This window comes from Serratia sp. CoH_134_PS_4, from assembly GCF_058190535.1.
Genome location: NZ_JBXWKI010000027.1, coordinates 1 through 15,573 on the forward strand (window position 1 = coordinate 1; position 15,573 = coordinate 15,573).

The 15,573-nt window shown below is 47.7% G+C and carries 10 protein-coding genes and 5 pseudogenes; 9 read left to right on the forward strand and 6 right to left on the reverse strand.

Annotated elements, in window-relative coordinates; translation table 11 throughout:
* The 9 genes and pseudogenes from AC2FCQ_RS24140 to AC2FCQ_RS24180 all read left to right on the forward strand — a co-directional run.
* The coding region (locus tag AC2FCQ_RS24140; RefSeq protein WP_490309152.1) for a helix-turn-helix domain-containing protein at positions 1–213 on the forward strand (213 nt) is incomplete at its 5' end.
* Positions 210–1,394 carry a sensor histidine kinase gene (locus AC2FCQ_RS24145; RefSeq protein ID WP_028018370.1) on the forward strand — a complete coding sequence of 395 codons (1,185 nt, stop codon included), beginning with the start codon at positions 210–212 and terminating at the stop codon, positions 1,392–1,394. The genes AC2FCQ_RS24140 and AC2FCQ_RS24145, both read left to right, overlap by 4 nt.
* Positions 1,395–1,473: 79 nt before the next feature.
* Positions 1,474–2,595, forward strand: coding sequence for an efflux RND transporter periplasmic adaptor subunit (locus AC2FCQ_RS24150; RefSeq protein WP_004856895.1), 1,122 nt, complete (start codon positions 1,474–1,476; stop codon positions 2,593–2,595).
* Positions 2,595–5,648 carry an efflux RND transporter permease subunit gene (locus AC2FCQ_RS24155; RefSeq protein ID WP_004856898.1) on the forward strand — a complete coding sequence of 1,018 codons (3,054 nt, stop codon included), beginning with the start codon at positions 2,595–2,597 and terminating at the stop codon, positions 5,646–5,648. Before AC2FCQ_RS24150 ends, AC2FCQ_RS24155 begins: the two co-directional genes overlap by 1 nt.
* Before the next feature lie 50 nt (positions 5,649–5,698).
* The gene (locus AC2FCQ_RS24160) at positions 5,699–6,340 is read left to right on the forward strand and encodes a MarC family NAAT transporter (protein WP_028018369.1); all 642 of its coding nucleotides are present in this window, start codon (positions 5,699–5,701) and stop codon (positions 6,338–6,340) included.
* A 709-nt stretch (positions 6,341–7,049) separates the two neighbouring features.
* Positions 7,050–7,425 (forward strand): annotated as a pseudogene (locus AC2FCQ_RS24165) (integrase core domain-containing protein); the annotation flags it as partial.
* A 257-nt stretch (positions 7,426–7,682) separates the two neighbouring features.
* Positions 7,683–8,459 carry a MipA/OmpV family protein gene (locus tag AC2FCQ_RS24170; protein ID WP_004856903.1) on the forward strand — a complete coding sequence of 259 codons (777 nt, stop codon included), beginning with the start codon at positions 7,683–7,685 and terminating at the stop codon, positions 8,457–8,459.
* A gap of 140 nt (positions 8,460–8,599) precedes the next feature.
* Positions 8,600–8,737 (forward strand): annotated as a pseudogene (locus AC2FCQ_RS24175) (transposase family protein); the annotation flags it as partial.
* Positions 8,738–9,088: 351 nt separating this feature from the next.
* A pseudogene (locus tag AC2FCQ_RS24180) lies at positions 9,089–9,679 on the forward strand (IS66 family transposase); the annotation flags it as partial.
* Between the two features lie 624 nt (positions 9,680–10,303).
* Here the strand turns inward: AC2FCQ_RS24180 and pqiC are convergent.
* From pqiC to AC2FCQ_RS24210, 6 genes and pseudogenes are all read right to left on the reverse strand, one after another.
* Positions 10,304–10,861: a membrane integrity-associated transporter subunit PqiC gene (pqiC, locus tag AC2FCQ_RS24185; RefSeq protein ID WP_004856911.1), complete on the reverse strand. Its 558-nt coding sequence runs from the start codon at positions 10,859–10,861 to the stop codon at positions 10,304–10,306.
* A complete protein-coding gene (gene pqiB, locus AC2FCQ_RS24190) occupies positions 10,858–12,504 on the reverse strand; it encodes an intermembrane transport protein PqiB (RefSeq protein ID WP_004856914.1) in 1,647 nt (548 codons plus the stop codon). Before pqiB ends, pqiC begins: the two co-directional genes overlap by 4 nt.
* The gene (pqiA, locus tag AC2FCQ_RS24195; protein ID WP_072023557.1) at positions 12,491–13,795 is read right to left on the reverse strand and encodes a membrane integrity-associated transporter subunit PqiA; all 1,305 of its coding nucleotides are present in this window, start codon (positions 13,793–13,795) and stop codon (positions 12,491–12,493) included. The genes pqiB and pqiA overlap by 14 nt, the downstream gene beginning before the upstream one ends.
* A gap of 86 nt (positions 13,796–13,881) precedes the next feature.
* Positions 13,882–14,805 carry a VirK/YbjX family protein gene (locus AC2FCQ_RS24200; protein WP_004856920.1) on the reverse strand — a complete coding sequence of 308 codons (924 nt, stop codon included), beginning with the start codon at positions 14,803–14,805 and terminating at the stop codon, positions 13,882–13,884.
* Between the two features lie 224 nt (positions 14,806–15,029).
* Positions 15,030–15,200, reverse strand: a pseudogene (locus tag AC2FCQ_RS24205) (Arm DNA-binding domain-containing protein); the annotation flags it as partial.
* Between the two features lie 184 nt (positions 15,201–15,384).
* Positions 15,385–15,573, reverse strand: a pseudogene (locus AC2FCQ_RS24210) (hypothetical protein); the annotation flags it as partial.

Sequence of the window (15,573 nt, forward strand, 5' to 3'; positions counted from 1 at the left end):
GGAACGGTCTGCGTTGTCGGGAAGATGCGTGATCTGATCCTTCAACTCAGCAAAAGTTCGATTTATTCAACAAATCCCTTGCCAGAAAGTGATGCATTTGAACGGGTTGTTGATACACATATATACAATTTAAGGAAGAAGCTCAATTCGGTTGGAGTGAATGATGTACTGTTGACAGTTAGAGCAATGGGATATAGGTATTGGAACAAATGAACGCGAAAAATAAAAGAGTCTCTCTCTGGAAGTGGATCTGCGTGAGAGTTATTTCTCAGTCCATTGGTGCGGTTGTCATTATAGCGTTCTGCATGTGGTTGCGGTTTGCTATTTATAATTATTGGATTTTGTATCATGAAATGCCGGAGGATGTTAGAAAGGAATTCCTGCATTTGCTTGCAAATCCAAATGAAGATTTGTACAGGTTTTATAGCCTTTTTCACTATTGGTATGGCTTTGATTTCGCGGATCCATCGATCGCCTCGGCGGATTGGATTATGCTAGGGATTTTAATTATTGTAGCTATTCCTTTAATGATTACACTGGGGCTTTATATGTCAAGGCCGTTGGCGAAACAATTTTTCAACTTGGTTTCTGCAGCAAGGAAAGTCACCGATGGGGATTTCTCTGTTCAAGCAAAAATAGAAAATAAAGCACCGGAAGAACTTCTTGCTCTAACTTACAATTTCAATGAGATGACCCAGAAACTTACTTATTATGAAAATGAGCTTCGAGCCTCTCATATTGCAATGGCGCATGAATTACGCTCTCCACTGACGGCTTCAATCGCACGGCTTCAGGGAATTATGGATGGCGTTTTTGAGCCTGGTAGGGAACAATTAAGTTTAGTCATGCAGCCATTGGTGAACCTTAATCGTCTTATTGATGATCTTCAAATGTTGTCGCTATCCCAAGCTGGAGCATTGTCATTAGAAAAATACAATATAAATATTTGTGATTTGATTAATGAGCGTTTGCAATGGCTAAAGGCAGAAGTTTCTCAAGAATGTTTTACGATTGAATTTGAAAGTACCACCCCCGTATTTGTCTATGCAGATGCGTTCAGAATTGGGCAAGTTGTCACAATTATCATAAAAAATGCACTGCGTTACGCTCATTCCGGCAATAAACTGACAATCACTATTAATCATTCAAATGATAAAGTTATCGTCGGTTTTCGCGATTATGGACCGGGAGTCAGTGAAGCGTTTTTGCCTATGATGTTCGAACGATTCTCAAGAGAGGAGGGTTCTCGGTCGAGAAATCTGGGTGGGAGTGGACTTGGTCTTTCTATAGCTATGGCAATAAGCCAAGAGCATGGTGGCAGTATCAGTGCTCAGAATCATCCTGATGGCGGGATGCTATTTTTACTAATTCTTCCAATGAAAATAGTGTCTTGATGATTTCTTGTAAAAAAATTGACTAAATCTACACTTAAAAAAGGTTTAATTCTTCTACAGGTCATCAGGAGAATGTCTTATGTCAGTAGGTTTATTCAGAACAATAAATACGCTCAAGAGCGTGTTCCTATTTCAATACTGGAAACTGTTTATTATTCCAGTGTTTGTGCTATTGCCAGGGTGTGATGATAATGCAAAGAAGGAGGAGGTGCCTATACGTTCCGTACGAACCCTTGTCGTCGATAATCCGGTTAGCGGAGTTTTGATAAAGCATACCGGAGAAATTCGTCCCCATGAAGAATCTCAACTCTCGTTTCGTATTGACGGTCGGCTCCTCAGCCGTCCAGTCGATGTAGGGGCGAAATTAAAAGCCGGGCAAACGATCGCGACTTTAGAACCTAGGAATAACGAGAATCAGGTGCGTAGTATGCAAGCTGAGCTGGCAGGTGCTGTTTCTGCGGAGCGCCTAGCTTCTCTAAATTTCAAAAGGTTGCAGTCATTGCTTAAAACCGGCGCTATCGCACAGGCTCAGGTTGATGAAGCAAAGGTCAATCTTGAAGTCGCAGTGACAAAGCGTGTTTCTGCCCAATCGAATTTGAAAATTGCTCAGGAACAATTGAGTTACACCCGCTTAGTTGCGCCCTCAGATGGCGTCGTGACTTCGGTTAGCCTGAATCCGGGACAAACTGTCAGTGCTGGGCAGGGGGTCGTTACACTCTCTCTTGATAAGGGAGTAGATGCTGTATTTGACGTTCCAGAAGCTATTTTGTATAGCGACCTACCCGATAATAAAGTCAAGATTGCGCTGCTTTCCGATCCTTCTGTTGTGACTGAGGGCATGATCCGTGATGTTAATCCACAAGCTGATAAGCAAACACGGACCTGGCGAGTCAGAGTCTCGCTGCCCCACCCTCCGGAGAAAATGGCTTTAGGTTCTACGGTACAGGGAAGCATTGTGATTCCAGGTCAGGAAACGTTTGTTCTCCCGGCATCTGCGTTGACACGTGATGGCGCCGATCCTGCCGTTTTTATCGTACAATCGGATACATCAACGCTGACGTTGCACAAAGTTAACATTATTCGCTATAGCTCTGAGGACGTCTTTATTTCTGATGGCATCAAACCAGGTGACAAGGTGGTGATCGCTGGAGTGAGTAAATTACGGTCTGGTGAGAAAGTAAGCTTGGAGGATAAATTCTGATGAATTCCTCTAAACCTAAGAAATTTAACCTGTCGGCTTGGGCTCTTGCTAATCAGCAACTAGTTGCTTTTTTTATGCTAGTGGTCACCATTGCCGGGGTGATGAGCTACTACAACTTGCCACGAAATGAGGATCCGGCATTTACTATTAAAACGGCTGTTGTTTCCGCGAGTTGGCCTGGAGCCTCTGTGGAGGATACCGTCAATTTCGTAACAGACCCATTGGAGAAGAAGCTTCAGGAAGTCCCCTATCTAGATTATTTAGAAAGTTATAGCCGACCCGGTGAGTCGGTTATTTTCATATATCTGCGCGATAACACTCCGCCGGATAAAGTTGAAGAACTGTGGTATACGGTCAGGAAAAAAGTAAAAGATATTTCCCCTCAGCTTCCTGCCGGTGTCACTTCACCTGCTGTCAACGATGAATTTGCTGATACCTACGGCACTATTTATGGCTTCACGCGTGAAGGTTTCACCGAGCGTGAATTGCGTGATATGGTTGATAGAGTTCGCACAGAAGTCTTAACACTGCCAGATGTAGGGAAAGTTAACCTGCTGGGCATAAAAGAAGAGCAAGTCATTTTATCATTCTCACCGCAGAAAATTGCGGGTATGGGATTGACGCTCGATAAAATCAAGAACGCCATCAGCGCACAAAATGCCGTTACTCCGGCGGGAGAAATCAGAACCGATAAAGATAAAGTCATGCTGAGAGTCAGCGGCGCTTTTGCATCAGAAGAAAGCCTCAAACAGCTGACATTACATATTCAGGATAGATACGTTCCTCTGACGGATATTGCAACCATCTCTCGCGAGGAAGTCGATCCGCCGACTCCGGCCTTTAGAGTTAATGGGGAGTCGGCGATCGGCTTGGCCATCTCCATGGCCCCTACCGGCAATATGTTGGACTTCGGTAAAGCGCTTAACGAAAAGATGGATGATATTTCCAGCCGCTTACCCGCAGGTATCAACGTAACAAAAGTGGCCGATCAGTCGACTGTAGTACATGACGCCGTGGGGAACTTTATGAAAGTGCTCCTTGAAGCGGTTGTCATTGTGTTGGCTGTTTCTTTCCTCTCATTAGGAACTCGTGCCGGATTAGTCGTTGCAGCCTCAATTCCGCTAGTATTGGCTATGACATTCATTGGTATGGAAATTGCCGGCATAGGTATACAGCGTATCTCCCTAGGTGCGTTAATTATCGCGCTGGGGCTGCTGGTCGATGACGCCATGATCACTGTAGAGATCATGATGTCGCGGTTAGAGAAAGGAGAACCTGTCAAAAAGGCGGCGACAGCAGCCTGGACGACGACAGCTTTTCCGATGCTAACAGGTACACTGGTAATGATCGCCGGCTTTATACCGGTCGGTTTCGCAACGTCAAGTGCGGGAGAATACTGTTATTCCCTGTTTATGGTGGTGTTGATTTCACTCGTCAACTCTTGGATTGTTGCTGTTCTTTTCTCACCACTGATAGGCGTGTGGCTTTTACCTAAGATGATGAAGGAACACTCCCACGGTAAAGGTAAAATCCTGCAAAAGTACGAAAGCGCATTGCGATACATCCTTAAGCGCAGAGGGTTGACTGGTATCGTGGCGGTTACTTTGCTTGCCATATCTTTTATCGGAACTTCATACATGGAAGAAGAGTTTTTCCCCACTTCTGACAGACCTGAATTGCTCGTCAGTCTGACGTTGCCGAGAAATGCCGTGCAGGAAGATACGGCAAAAGAAGCCATACGTTTAGAGGAGATTCTTAAGAAAGATCCCGATATTGAGTATTTCACGACGTATGTTGGCTCGGGCGCTATAAGGTTTTATTTGCCAATGGATCTGTTACTTGATAACGAAAATATCGCTCAATTAGTGGTGGTGACCAAAGGGCTTGAAGAACGCGATGCTGTAAAGTCTAGGCTCGAAAACATTCTACAAAAAGATTTTGGTCATCTTGTTACTCGTGCTTCGGCGTTAGAGCTAGGCCCCCCGGTGGGCTGGCCGTTGAAATATCGCGTTTCTGGCCCAGAGCTTACTAAGATCCGTGAGATATCTACTGAGTTAGCTGGAAAGTTAGGCGAAAACCCGCAGACGAGAGAAGTCAATCTCACTGCGGGTGAGCCACAACGAGAACTCTATATAAAGGTCAATCAGACGGAAGCAAGGGCCTTGGGACTAAGCTCTCAAGATGTCGCCAGTGCCCTTGCTGAAATGTATTCTGGTTCGGCTGTGACGACGATCAGAGACAAAAATCGTCAGGTTAACGTTTTATTGCGAGCTTCAGAAGATTCGCGTCGAGATATTGAAACCGTTGCGGACTTGCAATTGACTACAGCCGATGGGCGTGTTGTACCATTGAAACAGATTGCAACGATAAGTTATACGTTGGCTGAGCCTATCCAGTGGCGGCGGCAACGCGAGCCTTTCATCACGGTGCAAACAGATATTGCACCAGGGCTGAATGCGTCCGGTGTATCTAAGGGCTTGGAGCCTGTTGTCGATGAATTACGTAAAAGTTTGCCACCGGGATACCACATTACCGAAGGCGGAAGTGTCGTTGAAGCCATGAAAGGTAACAGTTCGGTATTCGCCGTTTTGCCAGTGACCCTATTGGTGATGTTGATCTTGCTGATGGTACAGTTGCGTAGTTTTTCACGCATGATGCTAGCGCTGTTGATTGCCCCCTTCGGTTTGATTGGTGTCGTTGCCGCTATGTTGCCCACTGGAACGCCGATGGGGTTTGTCGCTATTCTTGGTGTGATTGCATTATCGGGCATGATTATTCGCAACGCCGTTATCCTTATTGAAGAAGTGGAAGTAAACAGAGCACAAGGTGCAGACAATACTGAGGCGATAATTGAGGCAGCATTGCATCGTTCCAGACCTATACTCTTGACGGCTTGTGCTGCAATATTAGGGATGATCCCTATTGCGTTTCAGGTATTTTGGGGGCCAATGGCCTATGCCATTATTGGTGGGTTATTAGTTGCCACTATATTTACCCTTACTGTATTGCCGGCTGCAATCAGTGCCGTTCTGCAGTGGGAGACGTCTCGATAAAACCTACCCCCGGAGATCATTTCGGGGGACTCATAAAAGAAGGTGGATATATGTTTGAGTTATTTAAACTTATTGGGTTGGGGTTGGTTTTATTGCTGCCGTTAGTGAATCCCTTAACCACAGTGGCTCTTTTTCTTGGCCTATCAGGCGACATGACTGAAAAAGAAAAAAAGAAGCAGTCAGCCATGGCAGCTTTTTATGTCTTTGTGATTATGATGGTTGCATGGTATGCCGGCAAGGCCGTTATTAACACATTTGGCATATCTATTCCTGGGTTAAGAATTGCTGGCGGGATGATTGTTGCCTTTATTGGCTTTAACATGTTATTTCCACAAAATGTTAATAAACCTCAAGGTAGTGAGAAAGAAAAAACAAAAAATATAGCGTTTATCCCATTGGCAATGCCCAGTACGGCAGGACCAGGCACTATTGCTATGTTGATCAGTGCCGCGTCAACATTCAGCGCTGAAACATCACATCTGGATTTGTGGGTAGCATATACCGCGCCACCTCTAATTGCGATAGCTATCTCATTGATTTTATGGGGATCACTTCGAGCATCACTGGGTGTAATGAAGCTTGTAGGCACTTCGGGAATCGATGCTATTTCGAGAGTGATGGGATTCTTGCTTGTTTGTATGGGGGTTCAGTTTGTTATAAATGGAGTTGTTGAACTCATCGCCATCCAATAGGCTTGAACGCTTCGGTTACTAAAGTCACTGATATTTCTCATGTATCATGATGACAAGAGCCACTGCGCTATAGATGCCAGTGGTTTTGTGACACAATTTATTATCTTAAAGCTATCACTCAGCTAAGTGATAGCTCTTCTGGCTATCGTGAAACTGTAATTTCCTCCAGCGATGAGTTCCTACCTTACTTGGCAGACTTTCAATGTGTACCAGCATGTTAGAACACATTATCAATGGGTCTCGATTACTTTTTATGAGTCTGTTTTTTTTGTTTTTTCTCTTACGATTGCGATAAATCCCTGCCTATAAATTTCGTTGTGGGCTATATCATTATTTTCAACGAGGGAGCATTCGTTGTAGCAACCAAACGACTGTGCCAGATTTATCGCCGCTGCCTTGTTTGGCATAATATTGATGGAGCATTTTATCTTTTAGGCTTTTGCCCTAAGATGAAATGCTACGATATTCCTTGCGCCAAATGTTAACTGTTGCAGTTTTCGCATCCTTTCTATTGGCACAACTGTAAGTATCCCGGCAAAACGAATCATTAAATTTTGAAAATCTTCCGACATACTGATTATATTCCTTGAGGAGATCGTTATGCGTAAATCCCGACTCACTGAACACCAGTTCATTGCCATTCTGAAGTCCATCAAGGCCGGGAGTACCGTCAAAGATGTCTGTCGCAAGACCGCTATTTCTGAAAGCAGATATCCCGGCTCAGCGTGTCATCCAGTAGTACACAGGCTAGTGGCAAATCGCGGATACCCGCTGAAGTGTACGGACACTGTTCCGGAATTAGTCTCACTGACACAATGGGCTGAAGTGCATTGAGCTATGCTGGAATTTATAAAGCCTGTAAAGTCGACGCAGCATGCCTTTATCGAACAATTTAACCGGACCTACCGGACAGAAATACTGGATTCATATCTGTTCAGAATCCTGAACGAGGTACGGGAAATCACAGAACGCTGGCTGACGAAGTACAACGCAAGCGACCTCATCAGTCTCTGGATGACCTGACACCGGAAGAACACCGTCTGATGGCTGAAAAACAGGAAATCTCAAAAAGTGCGTGGAACTAAAGTCGGGATGCTTACGACTCTCTTGTTGTTATCCATGTTGCAACTATCCCTCATAGCTTGAATCTGGCTCACGCTCCAAGAGTAGACGCCGAGCTAAAATAAACCTTCAGGCACATTTGCGACATCGATAATACTTTCAGAAACCAAAATACCTCCACCAATTGACAAACCCTTGATGCAACCTTGCAGATACATTGATTAAATGTAGGTATACTCAACTTCACAAATAGGAAGCATACACCATTACGAGCGTTTTAATGAATAAAATAAATTTTACTGCGGTAATACTCATTGCAATATCATCTCCTGCATTTGCCTCATCTTTTGATACAGCATCGACGTTTACTATCGGCTTTGGAACAAAATATGCGCCAAAATATATCGGCTCTGATAAATATGATATAGCTGCGGCACCTTATTTAGGCTGGAGTAATGGTTCCTTATATATAAACTCCGAAAAAGGCTTTGGGTATACCCACCAGTTTGATAATGGGGCCTATGTTGGGCAGGCTCTCGGATACTCATTAGGTCGTGCTGATAACAATAACTCTTGGTTAAAAGAAGGTTCAGACAAACTGAAGGGTATGGGTACCATTAAAACAGCTATGACAAGTACAACTACTGCAGGGTGGTGGTTAACACCTTGGATGGGAGTCGAGGGAAATGTTATTGCCCCAATTACTGATAGTCAGGGTATGCAATATAATTTAAAAGCTAATTTCCTGGTAGTTAATAATGAAACTGACACTCTTACATTAAGCACTACTGCGTGGTATGGTGATGCCCGGTTTAATAACACTTGGTTTGGTGTCAACGAAAAGCAGAGCCTTCACTCCAGCTTCCAAAAATATAATGCCAAAAAAGGATTTAATCGTCTCGATTATAGCATTACTTGGCAGCATGGCTTCAGCAAAAACTGGTCCGGTTATGCTGAAGCAAGTTATACGATGCTGGAAAACCGAGTAAATAATAGCCCGCTGGTGGATGCGAACAACTCGTTCCAATTGGCTACAGGTGTATTTTACTCGTTCTGATGGCCCTAACACTAGGGCAAGATTGCGAACATATTTGACCAAAGAATTTCTGTTTGACGAGCATACATGGCTGTGATCATATGACTCCCCTTTTAGCGGGAGTTCATGATATCCATTGATGCTTTTCTCGGTACTTTTCTGTTATACAAGTACCACGATCGTCAGCCAAAATTTCGTACCCTTTGTTCGACATCTTGTTTCTGACGATATGCGTCACCATTGCAGGCATGGATGGCTGGGAAGATATCGAAGACTTTGACGAAGCGCACCTTGATTGACTTCAGAATAACGGCTTGTTCTATCAGGGTATTCCTGTTCATGACTCTATTGCTAGAGTGGTTTCTTCTATTGGGCCTGACCAGTTTCAGGAGCGCTTTTTGAAACGGATACTATAGTCCACACGCACTCTCACGGTGGCCTGATTGCTACCGATGGTAAGGTGCTTCGTAGCGTGTACAATCGAAAAGAGCGGTGCTCAACACTCCACATGATCAGCGTTTTTGCGCGGCGAATAGCGTTGTAATTGGTCAGGTAAAAAACTAGAGGAAGACGATCCGCAGGTACCCTATCAGCAGTGCCAGTCCTGTCACCGTAAACTTCTCCCTGAACACCCTCCCCGTGAGATACACCGGCTGGAGAAGCATCCTCAGCAACATCTTCGCCATTATCATGGTGTGTTGCAGGCGGATACCTTTGCAAGGTAAGACAGCTAATTCAACCCAGAGCGTGACGGTGGTCTGTTAACAGAAGCTGCATACTAGGCCCATGCGCGCTGCCAAATCCACGACGTCTATATAAGCACTCAACAGCGACAGCAAAACGTATTGGTGAGCTTTACGTAGTAGACGGCCTCCCGATAGCAGAACGCCCGGCAATCGGGCAAAAATCCCAGCCGGGAGAGGCGTTAGCTTATGTGCTCAATCAGTGGGATACCTTGTGCTACTACTGTGATGATGTTCTGATCGAAACTGACGACAACGCCGCAGAAAGCTCGCTGCGTGCGGTTTGTCTTGGTAACAAAAACTATATCTTCTCCGGGAGCGAACACGGTGGCGAGCGCGGAGCCATGCTGTATGGACTTATCGGGACATGCAGGTTGAACGGTATCGATCCGGAAGCCTACCTTCGCTATTCCTGAGCGTCCCGCCGGAGTGGCTCAGAGCAACAAAGTGGCCGAACTGCGGCCATGGAACGTAGAGATCTCGCCAATAAGCCAATAAATAGTAGTCAATACGGCGCTCGCTTAACGCTTACGATTGTGAAGCAAGATGGCGATTATCTGCTAGCCGTAAAGGGCAACCAAATAAATCTGAAAAAGGCGGTAAAAAAGCGTTAGAACCGTTGCTTCAAGAAAATCCAGGCTGCAGTATCGAGTATGAACATGGGCATATCGAAGCACGCAAATGCTACGTAATACCAGCACAGGAACTGGCTGCTCATTACCCTGACTGGCAGGGGCTTCAAACACTGGGTATAGCGATAGGTTATCGCATTGATTCAGTAGGGGGAAAGAGTCGCTAGATACCGTTACTATATCAGTTCTGCAGTGCTGACATCCGAACATTTTCCCAACATTGTTCGAAGATACTGGGAAATTGAAAACCGATTGCACTAGGTGCCCGATGTCATGATGAATGAGGATGCCAGTCAGGTCGATCGCGGTAATGCCGCTAAACTCCTGGGTAGTATGCGTCATATGGCGCTTAACATGCTCGTTTAGAAACAAGCAAGAAAGCGAGTATCAGTCGCAAGCAGAAGATGGCGGCAATGAATCTTGCTTATTTAGAGCTACGTGCTTTTACCCTAGGAATTTGGCGTATCTTTTCGATTGGCACAACCTTCGCTCAGAGGTTTAGTATTTGAGCGATAGCCTGAGCTTCCTGCTGCCAGCCCTGCGCCAGGGTGCGTACTAGGGCGTCATAACCGTCCTCACCCTGTTTCAGCTCCAGACTGAACGGCCGTTTGATCAAACGCCCCTGGCGGTTCAGCACCCACTCGCCGCGAATGATCGCCTTGCCGTCAAAACGGCCGTGGAAACCGCTGATGGTCACGTTCAGCACAACCTGATCGCTGCTCATCGGCTGCGAAGAGACCACCCAGCCCGGCAGCGCACTGCTCAGGTTGGTGACCAGCGTTTGCTGCAGTTGCTGGTCGAGCGGGCTGGCCCACAGATTGTTCTGGGCAATCACATACTGCACGTCGTTGGTCTGATACACCACGCCGCTCTGCGCCAGATAATCCGCCACGCTCACGTGCTCCAGCCACAGCTGGCGCGTGGAGGCGCCGCTGCTGCTGACCACCGCCGGCGCGCCCAGCGCCGGCAACTGATAGTAAGTCTTCTGTGGTGAACTGCTGCAGGCGCTGAGCAACAGCGCCAGGGCTACCGGGATCCATTTCATCATTTCGTGGCCTTCTTCGGCTGAGGGTCAGTGCTGCCGGCGGCTTCAAACACCAGCGCGTTGCTCTTCTCATTCAGGGTGCGCAGCACCGGCTGCAGCTCACGCAACACCTGGTCGAGGCGCTGCATGTCGCCTACCATCTTGTTGTAAGCCGGTGAACCAGGCTGGAATCCTTTCATGCTGCGGTTCAGCTCCAGCAGCGTTTTCTGCATATCCTGCGGCAGCGCCTGCATCTCTTTGCTGGCGATGATGTCGTTCAACGACTTCATGGTCTGCTGCGTCGACTTCAACGTTTTCTGGCTTTCCGCCAGCGTCTTGGTCGCTTCGTTGATCATCGGATTGATCGGCATCGAATTAATCTTATCCAGCGCCAGCATCAGTTTCTGCTGGATCTGCGCCAGACCGCCGCTGGTGGTCGGCATCAGCGGATAACCGAAATCCTCACGCGGTCCTTTCCACGGTTTCTCCTGCGGATAGAAGTCGAGATCAATGTACAACGAACCAAGCAGCAAGTTGGCGGACTTCATCGAAGCACGCAGACCGCGTGACTCGGCGTCTTTCAAGTGCCATTCGATATCGAATTTGCCGCCCAGCTGTTTATGCAGTCGATCTGGTTCGATGCGGATCAGCACCGGAATGCGATAATCGTTATCCAGACGCTGCGCCATGCCCTCTTTATAGAATGGCACCTGCGCCACCGTGCCCAGGCGGATGCCACGGAACTCGACCGGCGCGCCCGGCTGCAGGCCTCGTACCGAATCGGAGAAGAACAGCAGGTATTCCTTATACTCGGTATACAGCGAATCCTGCGTACTGCGCTGGTTGTCGAACAGCTGGTATTCCGCCTTCTCTTTCGCCTGCTCACCGCGGCCCCAACCGTCCGGCACATCGAAGCTGACACCGTCACTAAACAACGTGGTCAGCGAGCTCATCTCCACCCGCATGCCCTGCGCCGACATGTCGAACGCCACGCCGCTGTCTTTCCAGAAGCGCACATTGGTGGTAACCAGTTGGTCGTAAGGCGCGGTGATGAACAGCTGATAGCGCATGGCGCGCGCTTTAGGATCGAAGTAGCTGGTCTCCACCGAGCCAACACGATAGCCGCGGAACAGCACTGGATCGCCGGCATTGAGCTGGCCTGATTTCTCGCTGTCCAGTACGATGCGCAGCCCTTTGGCATCCGGTGGGGCCAAAGGTGGCGCGTCGAGCAGCTGATAGTTGTCTTTGCCGTCTTTACCCTTGCTGCCCGGCTGCAGTTCGATATAGGCGCCGGAGAGCAGCGTACCCAAGCCGGAGACGCCTTCATGGCCGATCTGCGGCTTCACCACCCAAAAGGCGGAGTCCTGGTGCAACAATTTCTCCATACCGGAATTGAGGCGTGCCTGCACCATTACCTTGCTCATGTCATCACTCAGCGTGACGGTTTCCACCACCCCGACGTCAACGCTGCGGCTTTTGATTTTGGTTTTACCCGCTTCCAGCCCTTCCGCCGTCGTAGTAACCAGCGTCACCACCGGCCCCTGATGGCTGAAGTGGTAAAACAGGATCCAGGCGCCGATCAGCGCGGTCACGATGGGAATAATCCACACCGGCGACCAGCGTTTTATCTTCTCAACGTCCGCGACGCTATGATTATTTTCCGTCACCTTGCGGCTCCTTGTTGATTGTTTCACTTGCGCGATCCCAGGTCAGCCGGGGATCAAATGTCATGGCGGCGAACATGGTGAGGATCACCACCAGTGCGAACAACACCGCGCCCGTCGCGGGGTAAATGCTCATCAACTGCCCCATTCGCACCAGCGCCGATAATACTGCGATCACAAACACGTCGATCATTGACCAGCGGCCAACGAACTCGACCACTTCATAAATCAGATGCATACGCTCGCTGTCGGCGCGCGGCTTCTTCCTGCCGTTGGCGTCCCAGCACAGCCAGCCGATCGCCAGCATTTTCAGCGACGGCACCATGATACTGGCGATGAAAATCACCATCGCCACCGGGTAAGAACCGTCTCCCCACAGCAGGATCACCCCTGCCATGATGGTGGAGTTCATCTTGTTGCCCAGCGCCTCGGTCACCATGATCGGCATCAGATTAGCCGGTATATAAAGCATGACAGAAGTCACCAGCAATGCCAGCGTCCATTGCAGGCTGTGGCGGCGGCGCACGTAGCCCTTGGTGTGACAGCGCGGGCAGCGCACCTGACTGGCCGGCAGGATCGCCGTGCAGCACGCGCAGGAGCGCACGCCCTGGCTCATGCCGGTGCGCCCCACCGTCAGCGGGCGATCGAGGCACGGCGCCGGTTCGATGTCCTGCCACAGCCAGCGCCGATCCACGCACTGGAAGGCGCGCACCTGCAGCAGGCAGAACAGGCAATACGGCACGAAGCTGCTGCCGATGCCGATATCACCGTAAGCCATCAGCTTGACGAAGCTGACCAGCACCCCGGCGAGGAAAATTTCCACCATGCACCAGGTCTTGAACTGGAACAGCACCCGAGCCATCCACTCTTTGAGCCCCAGCGGCAAGCGCACTCTGGCGCACAGCAGGATAATCGCCACCATGCAAAACGCTGGGATCAGCTGCACGAACACCATAAACAAGGTGGCCATGCTGGCGTAGTCTTCCGCCACCATCACTTCCGGGATTTGGATCAGCCGGATTTCGTTGCCGAGGCCGGCGACGCGCATGTTGATAAACGGGAAAATGTTGGCCAGCACCAGCATGAACAAGGCGCTGAGCGCGTAACCGATCGGCCGCTTGCGCGGCTCGTCCCAGCGGGTGCTGAGCGTGGTTTTGCAGCGCGAGCATACCGCTTTGCTGCCATGGGACAACGGCGGCAACACTGCCAACATGTCACATTGCTGGCAAAGTGTCTTATTTTGTGACGAAGAATCGATTGGTTGTAGGGCTGGCCGACTGACTGATGGCAACATTTTTTTCTCTGAATTAGAGGAGCAACGTACTGGTTACTTGACTCACTAAAAATTGCCCAATAATGAGCATGATAGCCTCATTAAACTTATTTCGCGCATAGGCACGCCGTATTAAGTGTGCGAACTTGCTCTGCTATATCATCTAAAATTTTGAATCGCCGACGATACTCCGCTCGCTTTTTGCTAGGGATATGTTCCAATGATTTCCTTTCAAACGTCAAAGGTAGTTGCCAGCGCCACGAATTCTGTTTTATCCCACCTATCAGCGACCAGAAATCATCATAACTTGCATGCAAATGCTGACCTTTGCTCAGCCGATAGCGCAGTGAGCGAAAGACATGCCCATTATCGCTAACGCCATAAATAGCATGCACTGAGGTGAACTCAGCGAGGCGGCTAATAAATTCCATCAAAACACGTTTTGGGAAAATGCCTGACAGAGCACGGGTAGCTTCTTTGATAGCCTCGCGGGGTACGTGCTGACCAGGACCTTGTAGACCACCAATGATGAAATGCCATTCACCTTCTTCAGACACGGCCGAAAAGGTCATGCTGGCAAGTAGCTCTTTATTGTCGCCACGTAACCATAACGTTGACTCACCTTCTCGTTCAGCTTTATGCGCACAGGATACTGAAATAGTAAAATGGGTCTCTTCTCTGCCGATGAGTTCGACCAAAACTGTTTCTTCTCGTTTTATCAATGCGTTGGACAGTATTCTGCTATTAAGAGATGACACATACTGGTAATGGCTAACAATTGCTGATGCGCGTTGTTTTGCATTGAGGTTACGCGTCAAATATTGTCGATGCGGCTTACAAGGAAATGTGTGTTGATTATACAACACCCATTTTAACTCACTTTTTTGAGTTAAAATGGATAGTACTTTTTTAGTCGCTGAATAGTATAAAATAAGTCGAAGTAAGAACTTTGCACGAAAGCTCTTCTTTCTCCATACAGGAGCAGGAACGAACCTTCCCGAGAGCAATTCATAGATGATGTTTTTTTTCAAGATACTTACCCTACAAGTGCTATTTTTACTTTTACAGTTGAATTTATAAAAATAAATATTTCTTCAATACTAACTGATAATTGTTAATTTATTATCCACCAATTATCAATGTTTGATAAAGAAGGCTGAAGAGCGCTAAAGACATGCCGTTACCGTGGTCTTTTCTTCATTAAATGTTGACATTTAGCTTCGTATAGATGCTATCCAGATAGTCAAGTAATGTGGTCAGTTCCCTCAGCTATCAGCTTCCTCGCCGCATCGCGTTTTTCCCTTGCTTCTGATAACGAGACTTCATGATAGACTCCCAGAGCGAGCGCTTTCTCTTTGCCCAGAAACCGATAGCGAAGCCGCCAGCAGCTCCCCCTCAAATTTCTAAGCAGGAGGCTGTCGCTTATATTATTAAAATCTCACTCATTAAATCCACAAGGAAATCATTCCCGTTGCAATGATTAGTTTGAAATCATTATTTTGGTTAGCCTTACTTAATACCAGATTAATTGTCGATATAAAGCGAACAATGAAAGGTGGGTCACATGATTTCGAAACAAGGCTTGGCCATGCTCGCACACCTGTATTAATTTAATGGTTTAATGAGTAAAACTCTGCCAACATAAGAAATAGGGAATTACCTTCCTCTTTCCACGCTTGCAGTTCAGAAAATAAGATATCTCGTGGGGTAATTATGCGGGGCTTTGTTGAATAAATCGAACTTTTGCTGAGTTGAAGGATCAGATCACGCATCTTCCCGACAACGCAGACCGTTCCGTG